The sequence below is a fragment of the Cupriavidus sp. GW821-FHT07C08 genome (genome assembly GCF_059419025.1).
In genome coordinates, this window is record NZ_JBWKQZ010000017.1 from 88,811 (window position 1) to 106,550 (window position 17,740).

At 67.7% G+C, this 17,740-nt stretch carries 15 protein-coding genes and 1 tRNA gene; 3 read left to right on the forward strand and 13 right to left on the reverse strand.

Going from position 1 to position 17,740, the window contains the following annotated elements; all coding sequences use genetic code 11:
* Positions 1–57: 57 nt before the first annotated feature.
* The 6 genes from AC07UK_RS21255 to AC07UK_RS21280 form a co-directional block, all read right to left on the reverse strand.
* A complete protein-coding gene (locus tag AC07UK_RS21255; protein ID WP_436221513.1) occupies positions 58–903 on the reverse strand; it encodes a phosphodiesterase in 846 nt (281 codons plus the stop codon).
* Positions 900–1,958 (reverse strand): ABC transporter ATP-binding protein, encoded by a 1,059-nt coding sequence (locus AC07UK_RS21260; RefSeq protein WP_494686273.1) that lies wholly within the window; start codon positions 1,956–1,958, stop codon positions 900–902. Before AC07UK_RS21260 ends, AC07UK_RS21255 begins: the two co-directional genes overlap by 4 nt.
* A complete protein-coding gene (locus tag AC07UK_RS21265) occupies positions 1,951–2,826 on the reverse strand; it encodes an ABC transporter permease (protein WP_436221515.1) in 876 nt (291 codons plus the stop codon). Before AC07UK_RS21265 ends, AC07UK_RS21260 begins: the two co-directional genes overlap by 8 nt.
* A gap of 22 nt (positions 2,827–2,848) precedes the next feature.
* Complete coding sequence (locus AC07UK_RS21270; RefSeq protein WP_436221516.1) at positions 2,849–3,667, reverse strand: ABC transporter permease; 819 nt, start codon at positions 3,665–3,667, stop codon at positions 2,849–2,851.
* 167 nt (positions 3,668–3,834) lie between these two features.
* Entirely contained in the window at positions 3,835–4,857 is a 1,023-nt protein-coding gene (locus AC07UK_RS21275; protein WP_456809579.1) for an ABC transporter substrate-binding protein, read from the reverse strand.
* Positions 4,858–4,909: 52 nt separating this feature from the next.
* Complete coding sequence (locus tag AC07UK_RS21280; RefSeq protein ID WP_436221518.1) at positions 4,910–6,007, reverse strand: substrate-binding domain-containing protein; 1,098 nt, start codon at positions 6,005–6,007, stop codon at positions 4,910–4,912.
* A 570-nt stretch (positions 6,008–6,577) separates the two neighbouring features.
* Between AC07UK_RS21280 and AC07UK_RS21285 the strand changes: the two genes are divergently transcribed.
* Both AC07UK_RS21285 and AC07UK_RS21290 read left to right on the forward strand, forming a co-directional pair.
* Positions 6,578–6,654: transfer RNA gene (locus AC07UK_RS21285), tRNA-Asp, on the forward strand.
* A 140-nt stretch (positions 6,655–6,794) separates the two neighbouring features.
* Positions 6,795–8,729 carry a SurA N-terminal domain-containing protein gene (locus AC07UK_RS21290; RefSeq protein WP_436221519.1) on the forward strand — a complete coding sequence of 645 codons (1,935 nt, stop codon included), beginning with the start codon at positions 6,795–6,797 and terminating at the stop codon, positions 8,727–8,729.
* 74 nt (positions 8,730–8,803) lie between these two features.
* Here AC07UK_RS21290 and AC07UK_RS21295 read toward each other — a convergent pair whose 3' ends face one another.
* Positions 8,804–9,460: an arylesterase gene (locus AC07UK_RS21295; RefSeq protein WP_436221520.1), complete on the reverse strand. Its 657-nt coding sequence runs from the start codon at positions 9,458–9,460 to the stop codon at positions 8,804–8,806.
* Between AC07UK_RS21295 and AC07UK_RS21300 the strand changes: the two genes are divergently transcribed.
* The gene (locus tag AC07UK_RS21300) at positions 9,459–10,157 is read left to right on the forward strand and encodes an ABC transporter ATP-binding protein (protein ID WP_436221521.1); all 699 of its coding nucleotides are present in this window, start codon (positions 9,459–9,461) and stop codon (positions 10,155–10,157) included. The genes AC07UK_RS21295 and AC07UK_RS21300 overlap by 2 nt on opposite strands.
* On the opposite strand, the gene pgi is transcribed toward AC07UK_RS21300, so the two are convergent.
* The 6 genes from pgi to AC07UK_RS21330 form a co-directional block, all read right to left on the reverse strand.
* The gene (pgi, locus tag AC07UK_RS21305; protein ID WP_436221522.1) at positions 10,154–11,797 is read right to left on the reverse strand and encodes a glucose-6-phosphate isomerase; all 1,644 of its coding nucleotides are present in this window, start codon (positions 11,795–11,797) and stop codon (positions 10,154–10,156) included. The two genes, AC07UK_RS21300 and pgi, sit on opposite strands and share 4 nt — an antisense overlap.
* Positions 11,798–11,935: 138 nt before the next feature.
* Positions 11,936–12,898 (reverse strand): DMT family transporter, encoded by a 963-nt coding sequence (locus tag AC07UK_RS21310; RefSeq protein WP_436221523.1) that lies wholly within the window; start codon positions 12,896–12,898, stop codon positions 11,936–11,938.
* Complete coding sequence (locus tag AC07UK_RS21315) at positions 12,895–14,481, reverse strand: NAD(P)H-hydrate dehydratase (RefSeq protein ID WP_494686272.1); 1,587 nt, start codon at positions 14,479–14,481, stop codon at positions 12,895–12,897. The genes AC07UK_RS21310 and AC07UK_RS21315 overlap by 4 nt, the downstream gene beginning before the upstream one ends.
* 6 nt (positions 14,482–14,487) lie before the next feature.
* Positions 14,488–15,786, reverse strand: a complete 1,299-nt coding sequence (locus AC07UK_RS21320; RefSeq protein WP_436221525.1) for a D-amino acid dehydrogenase — start codon at positions 15,784–15,786, stop codon at positions 14,488–14,490.
* Between the two features lie 67 nt (positions 15,787–15,853).
* Positions 15,854–17,164: a TRAP transporter large permease gene (locus tag AC07UK_RS21325; protein WP_436221526.1), complete on the reverse strand. Its 1,311-nt coding sequence runs from the start codon at positions 17,162–17,164 to the stop codon at positions 15,854–15,856.
* Positions 17,164–17,715: a TRAP transporter small permease subunit gene (locus AC07UK_RS21330; RefSeq protein WP_436221527.1), complete on the reverse strand. Its 552-nt coding sequence runs from the start codon at positions 17,713–17,715 to the stop codon at positions 17,164–17,166. The genes AC07UK_RS21325 and AC07UK_RS21330 overlap by 1 nt, the downstream gene beginning before the upstream one ends.
* Between the last annotated feature and the right edge of the window lie 25 nt (positions 17,716–17,740).

Here is a 17,740-nt window from a genome sequence, read left to right on the forward strand (position 1 = left end):
TAACCCGCGTTTGATTCCTCGCGGCGGGCCAGCCTCTGCCTCACGGAGTCATACTGACTAGTCGATCAGCTTGCCCTGTGCGTCAAAGAACGGATGCGCTGCCCCATAGTCTCCGATCGCTGCCGCATGCGTCACGAGTCCGTGCGCCGGATGCCACCAGTGCAGCAGGTAGCCCGGCGGCTCCATGCGAAAGCGCGAGGGCGCCTGCGGGTCCAGGTCCAGCGCCACCTGGTGTGCCGGCCCGGGCGCGGTGATCGCGACCGTGCCACCGAAGCGGCGCGTGATGTGCCGATGCAGATGGCCGCATAGCACGCGTTCCACTTGCGGGTGGCGGCGCACGATGGCTTCGAGCGCGTCGGCGTTGGCCAGGCCCTGCTCGTCCATGTGGCCGATGCCGGTAAAGAACGGCGGATGGTGCAGCAACAGCAGGGTGGGGCGGGCCGGGTCGGCAGACAGTGCGGCTTCCAGCCATGGCAGCGCGGCGGGATCGACGCGCCCGCCGGGCTGGCCCGGGACGGTGCAGTCGAAGGCCACCAGCCGCAGCGGGCCCGCGTCGATGCTGTAGTGCACCGGGTCTTCGTCGCTGCCGGTGGCGAACAGGTAGTCGTGATCGGCAAAGACGCGGCGTAGCGCGCCACGGCTGTCGTGGTTCCCCGGCAGCAGCCGCACGGGCATGGGTAGCCGCTGCAGGATCTCGCGCAGGAACTGGTATTCGCTTTCGGCGCCGAAGTCGACCAGGTCGCCGGTGACAATCACTGCGTCGGGCTGTTGCGGGGCTGCCAGCAGGGTGTCGATGCAGCGGTGCAGTGCACCGGCGGTGTCAACCAGCCGGTACGACAGCTTGCCGCCGGCCTTGATGTGGAGGTCGGTGATGTGGGCGATCAGGTAGGGGACGGTGTTCATGCTGCCAGGGCTTCGGAAAGTGTGATGAGGTGGCCGGTATCGATGCGCAGGCCGACGCGGTCTCCGGCGTGCCAGTTGTCGCGGCGCGTGGTGTCGACGATGAGCGGCGCGGCGGCGCCGACTTCCACCAGCAGGCGCGTGCAGTTGCCCAGGAACAGGGCCGTGACCACGCTACCGTGCAGATGGGCGTTGTCCGCGAGCACCAGCGCCACGTCTTCGGGGCGGAACATCAGCTCGGCGCGCTGCGCCGGCGCGGATTCGTGCGTTCGGGGCACGACGCCGCCAGGCACGCGCCAGGCGCCGTTCTCGGCAGCGGCGGGCAGGCGGTTCATGGTGCCGATGAAATCCGCCACGAAGGCATTGGCCGGCGCGCGGTAGATGTCCTGCGGCGTGCCCGTCTGGGCGATGCGGCCCTTGTCCATTACGATGATGCGGTCGCCCAGCGCCATGGCCTCGGCCTGGTCATGCGTGACATAGACGGCGGTGATGCCCAGGCTGCGCAGCAACTGGTTGATGTCGGCGCGCAGGGCGTCGCGCAGCTTGGCGTCGAGCGCGGTCAGCGGCTCATCCAGCAGTAGCACACGCGGCTGCACGGCAATGGCGCGTGCGAGCGCCACGCGCTGGCGCTGGCCGCCCGAGAGTTGGTCCACGCGGCGGTCGGCGAAGGGTTCGAGATGCATCATCGCGAGCATGTCGCCGACCCGCCGGCGGCGCGTGGCGGCGTCCACGCGCCGCACGCGCAGTCCGTAGCCGATGTTCTCGGAGACGGTCATATTGGGGAACAGCGCGTAGCTCTGGAACACCATGCCCACGCCGCGCTGCTCGATCGGCAGCGCGGTCACGCAGGTATCGCCGAACCAGACTTCGCCGCCCACATCGGGATACTCCAGCCCGGCGATGATGCGCAGCGTGGTGGTCTTGCCGCAGCCGGACGGGCCCAGCAGCACCACCGTTTCCGCGGCGCCGATGTCGAGATCCAGCGGCTGCAGCGCCAGCGTGCCGTCGGCAAAGGTCTTGCCGCAATTGCGCAGCCTGATGGTGGTGGGTTCATGCATGACGGGTCTCGGTATGAGGGTTGACCGGTGTGGCGGCAACGGCGGGGGCGTGCGCCGCTTCGGGAACGTACTTGCGGGAACGCGCGCCCAGCGCGCTGAGCGCCTGCATCAGCACCAGCAGCGGAATGATCATGACGAAGAAGACGATGGTGTAGGCCGAGCCGATCTCCAGCCGCATCGAGGCATAGCTGTCAGCCAGGCCCACCGGCAACGTCTGGGTGGTGGGCGTGTGCAGCATCCAGGTCAGGTTGAATTCGCCCACAGACAGCGTGACCACCATGAGCGCGCCGGCCAGGATGCCCTGGCGGCAATTGGGCAGCACCACGGTGAAGAAGCGCTGCAGGCGGCTCGCGCCAAGGCTGGCCGCCGCGTCCTCCAGCGTGCGGATATCGATGGCGGAAAGGATGGCCAGCACCGAACGCACCATAAAGGGCAGGGTGAACAGCACATGGCCGATCAGGATAAACAGCCAGCTCGTGCGCAGCGCCTGCCAGGTGCCGTAGAGCAGGATCAGGCCAAGCGCGGTCGCGAGGCCCGGAACGGCCACCGGCAGCATCAGCAGTTCCTCGATCAGCCGGGTGACGCGGTTGCGCCGCACCGCCATGCAGTACGCGGCCGGAACGCCCAGCACCAGCGTGCAGGCAAGGCAGGCCAGCGCGATCAGCAGCGACAGGAAGATGGTATTGCGATAGAGCGACCAGACTTCCACGAGCCAGCGCGTGGTCAGGCCGCTTTCCAGGCCGACGAAGATATTGTTGGTCAGGCCAGCCAGCACGGAGAGCACGACCGGCACGGTCATGAAGGCGCAGACTGCCAGTGTGAGCGCCAGTTGCAGCCAGTAGCCGGGGCGGCGATGGGTTGGGGTCATGGGTTGGCTCCTGGTGTGGACACTAAGCGGTCGCGGCCACGGCGTCGCCGGAGAACCAGCGCGCGACCGCCAGCAAGGCCCAGGTGACGGTGCCCAGCAGGATGGACAGCGCAGCGGCCATGCCGAAGTTGGCGTAGTTGGTGAACTCGTTGTAGATGGTGAGCGGCAGCACGTCGAGTTGCGTGGCCAGCGTGAAGGCAGTACCGAACGCGCCCATGCTGGTGGCAAAGCAGATCGCGCCGCTGGAGATCATGGCCGGCATCATCGCGGGCAGCATCACGTCGCGCACCACGCGCCAGGGCCCGGCGCCCAGCGAGCGGGCAGCTTCTTCCAGCGAGGCGTCGAGCTTCTCCACTGCCGCCATCACGGTCAGGATCACGCGCGGGATCGAAAAGTACAGGTAGCCGACGAACAGCCCGGCCAGGCCGTAGGCAAAGGTCCAGCGCTCGCCGGCGAGCTTGTCGCCGACCATGGCCAGCAGGCCGTTGCGGCCGCCGAGCATGATGACCATGAAGCCGATCACCACGCCGGGAAACGCCAGCGGAAAGGTCAGCATGGCCACCAGCACGGACTTGCCAGGCACCGCGTTGCGCTGCAGGAAGGTGCCGGCAATGCCGGCAATCACGAGCGTGACCAGTGTCACGGCTGCCGACAGCAGCACGGTGACCATCAGGCTGTGCAGGTAGCGCGGACTGGAGACCACGGTCCAGTACACGCCCGCGCCTTGCTCGCCGTTGATGCTGACCGCCACGAGCCGCGCCATCGGCAGGCAGAAGAAGGCCAGAAAGACCACCAGTGCCGGCAAGGCAAACAGGAAGAGGGAGGGGGATCGGTTTGTCATGGCAGTGACGGGGTGATGGGCGGTGGGCGATGGCTTGGGTGAGCCGCCCGGCTGTCTCCCCGCTTGCGGGAAGACAGCCATCAGGCGGGAGACACCATCGCCAGTCGTCAGCGCGCTTGTCAGCGCACCTGTCAGCGCACCTGTCAGCGCACCTGTCAGCGCACCTGTCAGCGCACCTCCTTCAGATACTGCTCGCTGAACGCCTTTTGCACGTCGGCCATCTTGCCGAAGTCCACCGCCTTGGCCCGTGCGTATTCGGTGGCCGGCAGGAAACGCGCCTGTACTTCCTTAGGCACCACGCCGGCGCGCACCGGGCGCAGGTAGGCGTTGGCCCACAGCGCCTGGCCGGCGTCGGACAGCACGAAGTCGAGCACCTTGCGGCCTTCGGCCTCATGCGGCGCCTTGTTGACCAGGCTCATCACGTAGGGAACCACCACCGAGCCCTCTTTGGGGATCACGAAGGCAACGTTGGCGTGGTCCTTGTAGCGGGCGCGATAGGCGTTGAAGTCGTAATCGAGCAGGATAGGGATTTCACCGGACAGCACGCGCGCATATGCGGTCTGCTTGGGCACGATCGGCTGGTTCTTCTGCAGGTCCTTGAAATACTTGAAGGCCGGGCCGAAGTTGTCGAGCGTGCCGCCCATGGCCTGGTTGACCGCGACTGCGCCCACGTAGCCGACGAAGGCGCTGGCGGGGTCGAGATAGCCGACCAGGCCCTTGTACTCGGGCTTGAGCAGGTCGGCCCATGACTGCGGCACCGGCTTGCCGCGCAGCGCGTCGACATTGACCATGAAGCCCAGCGTGCCGGAATGGATGGCAAACCAGTTGCCCTGCGGGTCCTTCAGGCCGTCGGGAATGTCGTTCCAGTGGGCGGGCTTGTAGGCGGCGGTGACGCCGTCCTTCTTGGCCTGGATGCCGAAGGTCACGCCGTAGTAGACCACGTCGGCCACCGGGCTGGCTTTCTCGGCGACCAGCTGCGCCAGCGACTGGCCGGAGTTTTTGTTGTCCAGCGGCACGGCAACGCCGGTCTTTTCCTTGATGGCGCGGATCTGTGCCGCCCAGTCGGCCCATTCGGGCGGGCAGTTGTAGCAGATCGCGGTCTGGGCGGCCACGCCCTGGCTGAACGCGGCGGCGCTTAGCGCCAGGGCAATCCAGCGCAGCGGGCGGCGCCAGGAAGGAATAGGTTGCATGAGAGGCTCCTTGGTTGAGGACAGGGGTGGGGAATGCAACATGCGCACGCGGTTACGGTGACGGCGGAGCGGCCACGGTGCCATTGACGCGCAGTGCGTGCGGCAGCAGCGTGACGCGCGGCAGCGCCGCCGAGGCTCGTCCGCCATCGTGCAGCCAGGCAAGCAGCCGGCCGACGGCGCTGGCGCCGATCTCCGAATTGGGTTGCACGACGGTGGCCAGCGGCGGTTCGACCACGCTGCCCAGCGCGATACCGTCATAGCCCAGCACGGAGATGTCGCGCGGCACGCTCAGGCCGAGGCGCCTGAGGTCGGAGATCACGCCGATGGCCAGCAGGTCATTGGTGCAGAAAAAGGCGGTGGGCGCATCGTTTGCCCGGACCAGCGCGCGGATCTGTTCGGCATTGCTGGCGGTGTGCGATGGCAGGCAGACTGGCGCGGCGGGCATTAGCCCGTGCGCGCGCATGGCGTCCTGATAGCCGGCAAAGCGCTGGCGCGCGCGGTCCGAGGCGACGAAGGCGCCCGATACCACGGCGATGCGGCGATGCCCGGCTGCGATCAGGGCCTCCACGCCGGCACAGGCGCTGCGCCGGTTGTCCACCGATACCGAATGACGCCGGCTGCGCGGTCCGGCCTGGTTGTACGCCAGCACGTAGGGCACGCCCTCGCCGTCGAGTTGATCCAGCACTGTGCTGCGCGCCGCGTCGGCCACGGTCAGCACCATACCGTCCACGCGATGGCGCAGCAGGTATTCCACACGCTCGCGTTCGCGCGCCGGATCGTAGCCGCTGGTGACCAGCATCAGCGAATAGCCGCCCGCCAGCGCCGCTTCCTCGATGCCGCGCCAGCACTCGGCGAACACCGCATTTTCCAGCGTTGGCAGCATCACACCGATCATGCGGGTCTGCTGGGCGCGCAGCTTGCTGCCCAGCAGGTTGGGGCGAAAGCTGAGCCGGCGCGCCGCCTCGCGCACGCGCTGCGCCGTGCTGTCGCGCACCAGGTGCGGGCTGCTGAATACGCGCGATGCGGTGGCGAGCGACACCCGCGCGGCTTGCGCCACGTCGATCAGGGTGGCGCCACCTGTCGTGTCGGGCCTGCCCCCCGCTGGATCTTTGCGATTCACGCTTGCAGCTCCGGATGAAAACGTTTTCATTGAAGGTGGAAAAAAGCGGGCGTCAAGACATTCCGTCGCTGCACTGCCGCAGAAGCCGGCTGGCGGACGGGTGCCTGCACCCTGTCTGGATGGCATTCTGTGTGGCGTGGATGACATGGAGATGACATCGGGGTGCAAGGGCCGGCGCCGGCATCGCGGGCGCCGTGAGAGGCGGCGAAGCCCAGGCCTCTGTCGAGGCGGGCAACTTGTTGGGAGCGAATCGCGCACAATGTCGTGCGAGATCGGGCAATCAGCTCACTGGAGAAAAAAACATGCCCGCGCTTCCGTCCCGTCTCCCCATCAGCCGGCGTTCGGGATTGCGGGGCTTTGGAGGGGCTGGAGCACAAGATTGAGTCATCCGGGTATTGCGCAGATGATGAGCACGAGCTATAGTTCGGCCTCTTGCAGCAGGGCACGGTCGGCAAGGGAAGGTTGATAGGCGTTGTAGGCTTATGATTTGTAAGGAAATTCGATTCCCTTGCAAGGCGTACGCCGGGGGGTCGAACCCCTCAGCACCCACCACTCTCCCTCGCAAGGACATGTGCATCTCCGGCAGCAAGCGCCGACACAGGAGTGGTAGTTCAGTCGGTTAGAATACCGGCCTGTCACGCCGGGGGTCGCGGGTTCGAGTCCCGTCCACTCCGCCAGTTTTAAGGAAACGCCCGCATTAGCGGGCGTTTTTCATTTGCTCCCCTATGTTTCCCACCCTGCACAAGGGTGCGTGCCCAGCGGCTCCTGATAGAATCGTGGAGTTTGTCTTTCGTGCCAATCCACTACCCGAATCCGCATGCTTGATTTCGTACGCAACAACCGGCGCCTGATGCTCTTGCTGCTGCTGGTGCTTGTTTTCCCGTCGTTCGTGTTCTTCGGCGTGGAAAGCTATTCGCGCTTCATGGACAGCTCGCACGATGCCGCCAAGGTCGACGGCCGCGCCATCAGCGTGCAGGAAATCGATAACGTCGTGCGCGACCAGAGCGAACGCGCGCGCCAGATCCTGGGCGCCAGCTATGACCCGCGCCAGTTCGAAGGCCCGGACGCACGCAAGGCCGTGCTGGACCAGCTGATCCTGCAACGCGTGATGGCCAGTGCCGTGGCGCGTGAGCACCTGACCGTGTCCGACGCCAAGCTGCTCGAGGAAATCAGCAACCTGCCGGCGATCGCGCAACTGCCGCGCACCAAGGACGGCAAGGTCGACGACAAGGCCTACCTGCAGTTGCTGCAGTCGCAGGGCATGACGCCCGAGCAGTTCGATGCCCGCATGCGCTTCGAACTGGCCACGCAGCAGCTGGGCGCATCGGTCGCCGCGACGGCCTTCGTGCCCAAGTCGCTGCTCGATCGCCTGATCGCCGTGCGCGACCAGCAGCGCGACGTGCAGGCGCTGCTGTTCAAACCGGCCGCCTACACCGCCAAGGTGCAGCCCGATGCGGCCGCGCTGAAGGCCTACTACGACAGCCACCAGCAGGCCTTCTCGGTGCCGGAGCAAGCCAAGGTCGAGTACCTGTTGCTGTCGGGCGAGGCCCTGGCCGCGACGCAGGCGGTCACGCCCGAAGAGCTGAAGTCCTACTACGACAGCAATATCGCGCGCTTCCGCATCGATGAGCAGCGCCGCGCCAGCCATATCCTGATCAGCGCGCCGAAGGATGCGCCGGCCGCCCAGCGCCAGGCCGCGAAGGACAAGGCCACCAAGCTGCTGGAGGACCTGCGCAAGCACCCGGACACCTTCGCCGACGTGGCGCGCAAGAACTCGCAGGACCCGGGCTCGGCCGGCAAGGGCGGCGACCTGGGCTTCATGGGCCGCGGCGCGCTGGTCAAGCCGTTCGAGGACGCCATGTACGCGCTCAAGGATGGCCAGGTCAGCGACGTGGTGGAAACCGACTACGGCTACCACATCATCAAGCTGACCGGCATCAAGCCCGCCGAAACCAAGCCGCTGGAAGCCGTGCGCACGGAACTGGAAGCGGAGCTGCGCAAGCAGTTCGCCGACAAGAAGTTTGCCGAGCAGGCCGATGCCTTCGGCAATACCGTCTATGAGCAGGCCGACAGCCTCAAGGCTGCCGCCGACAAGTTCAAGCTGACCATCCAGACCGCCGACAACGTCACGCGCCAGCCGAACCCGGCGCTGGGCGCGCAGAGCCCGCTCAACAACGACAAGCTGCTCAAGGCGCTGTTCAGCGACGACGCGATCAAGAACAAGCGCAACACCGAGGCCGTCCAGGTGGGCCCGAACACGCTGGTGGCCGCGCGCATCGTCGAGTACCGCCCGGCGGCCGTGCGCAAGTTCGAGGAAGTCGAAGCCAAGGTGCGTGAGGGCTATATCGCCCAGCAGGCGGCCGAACTGGCGCGCAAGGACGGCGAGGCCCGCCTTGCTGCGCTGAAGAAGGCAGACAGCGCCGACGGCTTTGGCGCGGTGCAGACCGTGTCGCGCGCCAAGGCCGAGGGCATTGCGCCGCAGGCTGTGGAAGCGGTGATGCGTGCCGATGCGGCCAAGCTGCCGGCGGTGGTTGGTGTCGACCTGGGAGCCGAAGGCTATGCGGTTTATCGCATCACCAAGGTGAGCCAGCCGGCGCAAGGCAATCCGGCGCAGCGCCAGGCCGAAGCGCAGCAGCTGTCGCAACTGGCCGGCCAGACCGACCTGCAGGCCTTCTATGAAAGCCTCAAGGCCCGCTCCAAGGTCAAGATGCTGACGCCGGTGGGTGCCACGCAGGCGCAAGGCGCCGAGTAAGCGCCAGATCAGCCCCGGCAGCCCCGCTGCCAGCAAGGACCCTTGCCAGGCGGCAGGGGTTTTTTTATTTGTTCTTACTTCGCGCCGCTGCGCCTGAGCATCGGCTTGAGCTGCGGCCACACCGTATCGAGCAGGGCTGGCTGTGCCGCGGCGGTCGGGTGGATGCGGTCGGGCTGGAACCAGTCCTGCCGCGTGATGACCTTGTCGAGGAAGAACGGCACCAGCCGCACCTTGTATTCGCTAGCCAGCTTCGGATACAGCGAGACGAACTTCTCGGTGTAGTCCTGCCCGTAGTTGGGCGGGATGCGCATGCCGATCAGCAGCACGCCCGCGCCGGCCTGCTGTGCCGTGGTGACGATGTTGCGCAGGTTGGCCTCGGTGGTCTGCAGCGGCAATCCGCGCAGCGCATCGTTGGCGCCAAGCTCCACCACCACGATGGCCGGGCGGTGCCGCGACAGCAGCTCCGGCAGCCGCGTCTTGCCGCCGATGGTGGTCTCGCCGCTGATGCTGGCATTGACAACGCTATAATCGAAGCGCTCCTGCCGCAGGCGGTCCTGCAGCAGCGTGACCCAGCCAGCGCCGCGCGTGATGCCGTACTCGGCGGAGAGGCTGTCGCCAAGCACCAGCAGTGCCGGCGCCGCGGCCTGGGCTGAGGCCCCGGCCGATAACGTCAGTGCCATGCCGGTTGCCAGCAGCAGCCGGCGCCATTTGCCTCGGATCCCAATATCCATGTCTTCTTCCATTCTCGCTGTCGAGTCCCTCGGAAAGACCGTTGCCGACACGACCGGTTCGCTGACGATTTTGCACGACGTGACCTTTTCCGTCACGCCGGGCGAAACGCTCGCCATCGTGGGGGCGTCCGGCTCGGGCAAGTCGACGCTGCTCGGGCTGCTGGCGGGGCTGGACCTGCCCAGCACGGGCACGGTACGGCTGCACGGCCAGGACCTGTTCGCGCTGGACGAGGACCAGCGCGCCGCGGTGCGGGGCCGCCATGTCGGCTTTGTGTTCCAGTCGTTCCAGCTGGTCGGCCACCTGACCGCTCTGGAAAACGTGATGCTGCCGCTGGAGCTGCGTGGCGAAACGTCGCAGGTGCGCGAGCGCGCCCTGGACATGCTGCAGCGTGTGGGCCTGGGCGCGCGGCTGCGGCACTATCCGCGCACGCTGTCGGGCGGCGAGCAGCAGCGCGTGGCGCTGGCGCGCGCGTTCGTGGCGCGCCCGGACATCCTGTTTGCCGACGAGCCCACCGGCAGCCTCGATACCGCCACTGGCGAAGCCGTGATCGCGCTGATGTTCGAGCTGAACCGCGATGCCGGCTCCACGCTGGTGCTGGTCACGCATGACCGCTCGGTGGCGGCGCGCTGTGGCCGCATCCTGACCATCGACGCCGGCCGCGTGGCCAGCGATGAATGGATGGGCGCGGAGGTCTAGCTGGCGGCGCCCGCCTTCAGCACCGCGCGGGCGCGCTCGATCAGCGACGTGGTGGAGGCATCGTGCTGGCCAACGGTATTCCCGGTCAGCTCGGCTTCGATCGGACGGGCCAGGATCTTGCCCAGCTCAACGCCCCACTGGTCGAAGGAATTGATCTTCCAGACGACGCCCTGCACGAAGGTGCGGTGCTCATACAGCGCAATCAGCGCACCCAGCACATGCGGCGTCAGGTTTTCCATCAGCAGCGTGTTGCTGGGGCGGTTGCCCTCGAACACCATATGGGCGATGCGGACTTCGTCCTTCAGGCCGGCGGCACGCAGCTCATCGGCGGTACGCCCGCGCATCAGCGCCTCGGCCTGCGCGAAGCAGTTGGCCAGCAGCTTGGCGTGATGGCCTGCCAGCCGGCGCGGCGGCACCAGCGGCGCGACAAAGTCCACCGGCACCACCTGCGAGCCCTGGTGGATCTGCTGGAAATAGGCATGCTGCCCGTTGGTGCCGGCCGTGCCCCACACCACCGGCGAGGTATGCGTGCGCACGCGCTGCCCGTCAAGCTGCACTGACTTGCCGTTGCTCTCCATCTCCAGCTGCTGCAGGAAGGCGGGAAACAGCTCCAGCGAGGTGGAGTACGGCGCCATGCAGCTGGTCGGCAAATGCCAGAAATTGCGGTACCAGATGCCCAGCATGCCCAGGATCACCGGCATGTTGCGCTCCAGCGGCGCGGTGCGGAAGTGCTCGTCCATGGCGCGCGCGCCGGCCAGCAGGTCGGCGAAGGCATTGAAGCCTACCGCCAGCGTGATTGACAGGCCGACCGACGACCACAGCGAGAAGCGTCCGCCGATCCAGTCCCAGAACTCGAACATATTGGCCGGGTCGATGCCGAACTCGCGCACCGCTTCGGTATTGGTCGAGACTGCGACGAAATGCTTGGCAAGGTCATGCTCGGCCACGCCGTTGGCGACAAACCAGGCGCGCGCGCTGCGCGCGTTGGCCATGGTTTCCAGCGTGGTGAAGGTCTTGGAGCAGACGATCACCAGCGTGCGTTGCGGGTCGAGCCGCACCAGCGTCTCGGCCAGGTCGGTGCCGTCGACATTGGAGACGAAGTGCATGCGCGGCGCGGCATTGCCATCGGCATCGGCCAGGTGCGACAGCGCGCGGCATACCATGCGCGGCCCCAGGTCGGAGCCGCCGATGCCGATATTGATGACATCGGTGATGCGTTCGCCCGTGGCACCCTTCCAGGCGCCACTGCGCACACGCTCCGAGAAATCGCGCATGCGTACCAGCACCTTTTGGATTGCCGGCATGACCTGCTCGCCGTCAACCTTGTAGCCGGCGCCGGCGGTCGCGCGCAGCGCTACGTGCAGGGCCGCGCGGTCTTCCGTCGTATTGATATGCTCGCCCGCAAACATCGCGTCGCGGCGTCTGGTCACGCCGGCCTCGGCTGCCAGCTGCACCAGCAGGCGCATGGTTTCGGGCGTGATCCGGTTCTTCGAGTAGTCGAGATAGAGCCCGGCGGCTTCCAGCGAGAATTGCGCGACGCGTTGCGCGCCTTCGCCGTCGAACCACTCGCGCATCTGAGCGTCGCGAAGGGTGTCATGGTGCCGCAGCAGGGCGTTCCAGGCGTGAAGGTCGGTGGGCATGCGGGACTAGGAAGTTTGCAGGGGGGGCGAGTGCGCGCGGCGGCGCAGACTCGCAAAGTATATCGCCTGCGCCGCGGCACTTTTACCCCTCGGCGTAAGCAACTGTTAACACTTGCAACATAGCAGCATGTGTGCGCGCTAAGTATCAGACATTGTCTGACGTCGCCGGCCAGCGAGCCGGACCGCGACAGCGCGCAGCACCGGTTCGCCGCCGGCCACGCACAAGCCACCCAGGCAGATAATGCCGATGCCAGCTGCGGTGATCCAGTCGGGCAGTTGGCCGAAGGCCAGGTAGCCGATCACGGTGGCGGACAAGATCTGCAGGTACAGGAAGGGGCTCAGGAACGAGGCATCCGCGTACTGGAAGGCCCGGATGACGAAATAGTGGCCCAGGGACCCGGTGATCCCTGCAGAGAGCAACAGCGCACATTGCATCGGCGTGGGCCACGCGCTGAACCAGAAGAAGGGCACGATCAGCGTGGTCAGGCAGGCGCCGGTGACACCGCTCTGGATCAGCGTGGTCATGGGCGCGTCATGCGCGGCAATGCGGCGCGTCAGCATCTGCATCAGCGCGAACACCAGTGCCGACACCAGGCCCAGGCCGACACCGAGCGGACTGAGTTGGCCACCCGGGCGTACCACCACCAGCATGCCGGCAAAGCCGACCACCACACCGGTCCAGCGCATCCAGCGGGCATGGCGCCCGGGGCGCTCACCCAGCAGCCACGGCGACAGCGCCACCACGAACAGGGGCGCGCAGAAATTCAGTGCCGTGGCCTGCGCCAGCGGCATCAGCATCAGCACGCTGAAGAACACCAGCGTCGAGACCAGCATCAGCCCGCCCCGCAGCCACTGCAGTCCAGGCTTTGCCGGCCGCCACTGGCGCCGCCAGCCGGCGGGACCGAGCAGCAGGAAGATCGCGACCACATGGCCGACATAGCGCACCCATGCCACGGCCACCAGCGGCAGTCCTTGCTGCGTCAGGGTCTTGCTGGTGGCATCGAGCAGGCTGAGGATCCATTGCCCGATGACCAGCAGGGCGATGCCGGTAAGCAGGTGGCGGCGGTCGGCGGGATCGCGCAGCAGCGTGCCGCGCGTCATGCGCGGGTCCCGGCCAGCAACTGGTTGAAGACGGTGCGCGCCGGCGCGTACAGTTCGCTTGCGGTGACGCCGGCCGGCCCGGTGCCCTGGGCCACGAGGGCATCGGCGGCACGGCCGTGGATCCACACCGCCGCCTGCGCCGCGGCCAGAGGCGCCATGCCCTGTGCCAGCAGGGCGCCCAGCATGCCAGCCAGCACGTCCCCGGTGCCGGCACTGGCAAGCGCCGCATTGCCGGTCGGGTTGAGCGTGCATGGGCTGCCGCCAGGTGCTGCGATCACGGTGCCCGATCCCTTCAGCACCACTACGGCCTGCCATTGCGCAGCCAGTGCCGCGGCAGCAGCGGGCCGGTCGCGCTGCACGTCGGCGACGGACACGCCCATCAGCCGGGCGGCTTCGAGCGGGTGCGGTGTCATCACGCAAGCCGCGCCGCTGGCGGCCAGTGCCCCGGCCAGCGCCGGATCGGCGGCCAGCAGGTTCAGGGCATCGGCATCCAGCACAAGCGGCAAGGGCGCGGCTTGCAGCAGCCGCGCAAACTGCTTGTGTGCGTTGGCATCCGTGCCCATGCCCGGACCGATCACCAGCGCCGACATCGCAGCGAGGGCCAGTGCGTCCACGGCATGCAGCATCAGCTCCGGATGCAGCGGATCGAACCGTGGTGCGGGCTGCGCCAGGAAGCCGATGTGCACCTTGCCCGCGCCGAGGAACTGCGCGGCCCTGGCGCCCAGCAGCGGCGCGCCGGTCATGCCGAGGTTGCCGCCGATGACAGCCAGCGAGCCATGCGTGCCCTTGTTGCTGGCGTGGCGGCGGCGCGGCAGCGCGGTACTGAACAGCGCCGGCCCGTTTACCAGGCAATGGGGCGCTTCGTCCGGCGGATAGCCGAGCCCGATCGGCGCGATATCGACCTCGCCGGCGCAGTCGCGCCCGTCCAGCGTCAGCAGCCCGGGCTTGGCGGCGATAAAGGTCAGCGTGCGCTGCGCGCGCACGGCCGGCGCGCCCGCGCCGGTGTCGGCGAACAGGCCGCTGGGGATGTCCAGCGCAAACACCGGCAGCGCGCTGCGGTTGATTTGTCCGATCCACCAAGTCATGGTGCCGTCGGCGGGACGGTTCAGGCCGATGCCGAGCAGGCCGTCGACGATCGCGGCGGTGCCGGCGGGCCAGTCCGCGTCTTGCGAGGCAGCCATGCCCGCGACCACGCTGACCGGGACGCCGGCGGCGTGCGCCTGCTGCCAGGCGGTCGCGGCATCTGCGGGCAGGCGCTGCGGGTCCGCCGTCAGCCATACCTGCACGGCACGGCCGGCGCTGTGCAATTGCGTGGCGGCCACCAGCGCATCGCCGCCATTGTTGCCGGGACCCGCCAGGAACAGCAGCGGGCCGGCGGGTGCGTGGCAAGCCAGCCAGCGCGCGGCCGCGGCGCCGGCGCGCGACATCAGCGTAAAGGCGGGCAGTTGCGTGAAGGCGGCGTTCTCGATGCGGCGGACGGCGGCGACGTCGTACAGCGGAACCGGTGCGGATGCGGCGGCATCGAGTGCAAACCAGCCGTCGCCGCTTGCGGGCGAGGTGGCGGTGGAAGCAGAGGGTGTCATATCTGGTTATCTGGCGGGCCCCAGGCCGTAGCGGTCGGGCAGCAGGCCCTCCATGTCGATGTCGGGGCCGCCATGGGGGCCGGCGCTGGCGGCGATCTGGTCAGCCGCAATCTTGCCCGATCCGCAGCTCATCGCCCAGCCCGTCGAGCCATGGCCGAGGTTGAGGAACAGGCCGGGCACGGCCGTAGGGCCGATCAGCGGCGGTCCGTCCGGCAGCATCGGCCGCGCGCCCACCCATTGCGTGGCTTCCTGGTAGTTGCCGGCCACCGGGAACCAGTCGCGCGCGACCTTGATCAGCGTATTCAGTGCGGCCGGCCGCAGATCAAGCTTGCGTGAGCCCAGCTCGGCCGTGCCCGCCACGCGCAGGCGGTTGCCCATGCGCGTGATCGCGACCTTGTAGGACTCATCCATCAGCGCGCCCAGCGGCGCCTGCAGTTCGTCGCGGACTATCACCGTCACCGAGTAGCCCTTGACCGGATACAGCGGCACGCGCAGGCCCAGCGGGCGCAGCAGCGCGGTGCTGTCGGCGCCGGCCGCGACCAGCACGCGGTCGGCGCTCAGCACCTGGCCAGGGCGCTGCTTGTCGGCGTGCGACAGCTCGACCTGCAGCTTGCCTGCGTTGTCTGGCCTGACGCGCGCCACCTGGGTGTCGAAGCGAAACGATACTCCCGCGGCCTCGGCATGCCGGTGCAGCGCGCGCACGAACATCGGGCAGTTGCCGGATTCGTCTTCCGGCAGGTGCAGCCCGCCAGCCAGCGGCGTGTCGGCCGCCAGGCCCGGTTCGATGCGGCGGCATTCCTGCGCGCTGACCAGCCGGTGCGGCACGTTGTTCTCGCGCAGCAGGGCCACGGCGGGCGCGGCAAGGTCGAGGTCGCGCACGGTGCGGAACAGCTGCAGATAGCCTTGCGACTGCTCGTAGTCGATCTCCAGCTCGCTGCGCAGGCGGTGCAGGCACGCGCGGCTGTAGAACGCCAGCCGCTGCATGCGCAGCTTGTTGGCGCGGTAGCGCTCCAGCCGGCATTCGCGCAGCCAGCGCGCGATCCAGCGCCACATGGCGGGGTCGGCGGAAGGGCGGAACAGGACCGGCGCCTCGCGCGCAAAGAGCGTGCGCAGGATCTTGCCGGGCATGCCCGGCGCGGCCCATGGCGTGACGTAGCCGGGCGCGATCACGCCGGCATTGCCGAAGCTGGCTTCCTGCGCCGGCGCGGCGCGGCGTTCGAGCACGGTCACGTCGAAACCGGCCTGCCGCAGGTACCAGGCGGAACTGACGCCGATCGCGCCGGCGCCGATGACGATCACATGCATCGGACTGGGAAACCTCCACATTGCCGTGCCGGCGGGAAGGGGTGGGGCCGGGCGGGGCCGGCCAATGCTATTTGACTTCCTGCTGCATGACAATGTCCGGCAGCCAGGTCACCACGACGGGCCAGATCGTGATGATGGCGATGGCCACCACCATCATCATGAAGAAGGGCAGCGAGACCCGCGCTATGTAGTTGCTGTCCTTGCCGGTCATGCTCTGCAGCACGAACAGGTTGAAGCCCACCGGCGGCGTCACTTCGGCGATCTCCACCAGCAGCACGATGAAGATGCCGAACCAGACCAGGTCGAAGCCGGCCGCCTGCACCATCGGCAGCACCGTCGCGGTGGTCAGCGCGATCATCGAGATGCCGTCCAGCGCCGTGCCCAGCACGATGTAGATCACCGTCAGCACGGCGATCAGCGCCCACGGCGACAGGTGCAGCGCCGCCACCCATTCCGCCAGCGCGCGCGGGATGCCGGTAAAGCTCATGGTCACCGACAGGAACGAAGTCGCGCCCAGCACGAACATGATCATCGCGGTCAGCCGCGTCGCCGACATCAGGCTGTCCCAGAACGCCGCGCGCGTGAGCGAGCCGCCCGCCCAGGCCAGCCCCAGCGACGCCACTACGCCGTAGGCGGCGGCCTCGGTGGCAGTGGCGTAGCCGGTGACCATGACCCAGGCGATAAAGGCGATCAGCACGATGCACGGCAGCAGCTGCCGCACCGACGCCAGCCGCGCGCGCCAGCCGAAGTGGTCGGATGCCGGGGTCTTGTCCGGGTTGGCCAACGCCCAGACCACGATATAGCCCGAGAACAGCGCCATCAGCATCAGCCCCGGAATAAAGCCCGCCAGGAACACGCGGATGATCGACACATCGGCCGAGACTGCATACACCACCATCGTGATCGACGGCGGGATCAGGATGCCGAGCGTGCCCGCGCAGGACAGCGAACCGAGCGTGACGCGCTCGTCGTAGCCGCGGCGCGTCAGCTCCGGCAGCGCCGACTTGGCAATCGTTGCGCAGGTGGCCGCCGACGACCCCGACACCGAGCCGAAGATGCCGCAGCCCAGGATGTTGACGTGCATCAGCCGCCCGGGCAGCCAGTTCAGCCACGGCGAGAGGCCGCTGAACATCTGCTCGCTCAGCTTGGTGCGGAACAGGATCTCGCCCATCCAGACAAAGAGCGGCAGCGATGCCAGCGTGTACGAGGCGCTCGACGACCACCACGCATTGGCCAGGCTCACCAGCGCCTCGCGGTCGGAGAACACCACCAGGCCGATCCAGGAGGTGACCGCGATCGCCACCGGGATCCAAGTGCCGATGGCGAGGAAGACGATCAGCACCACCAGCAGAACCAGCGCAACCAATACCGTGCTCATCAGATCGTCTCCCCGAAATCGCCAGCGGCGAGCTTGGCTTCCTGCGCCAGCTGGTAGCGCGGCTTATGCCGGCGCACCACGCGCAGCCATTCGTCGGCAACCGCCAGCAGGAAGCCAATGCAGCCCAGCACCGCGAAACTCTGCGGAATCCACAGTGGAATCACGATCTGGCCCTGCGAGACGTCGCCGATCTCCCAGCTCTGCCAGGCGAAGGTGCCCAGCGCCCAGGCCGCATAGGCGGCGAACATCAGGCACACGGAGAGCGACAGCACCTCCAGTGCCCAGCGCCGGCGCGGGCCGACCGCTTCCAGCAGCATCTCCACACGCACGATGCCGCCGTGCTGAAAGGTCTGGCCAAGGATCAGGAAGGCCGAGGCGGCGCACAGCCAGGCCACGAAATCGTCGCCGCCCTTGAACGTCACCGCGGTTTCGCGCGACAGCGACATCAGCACCATGATCACGCAGACAGCGAAGATGCACAGCGCCGCGAGCGCAGCGAAGAGGTCGAGCAGGCGGTCAAGCCAGCGCTTGGGGAGGGTAGGAGTTGGCATGATGGGCGGCGGTAGGAGAGGCAGA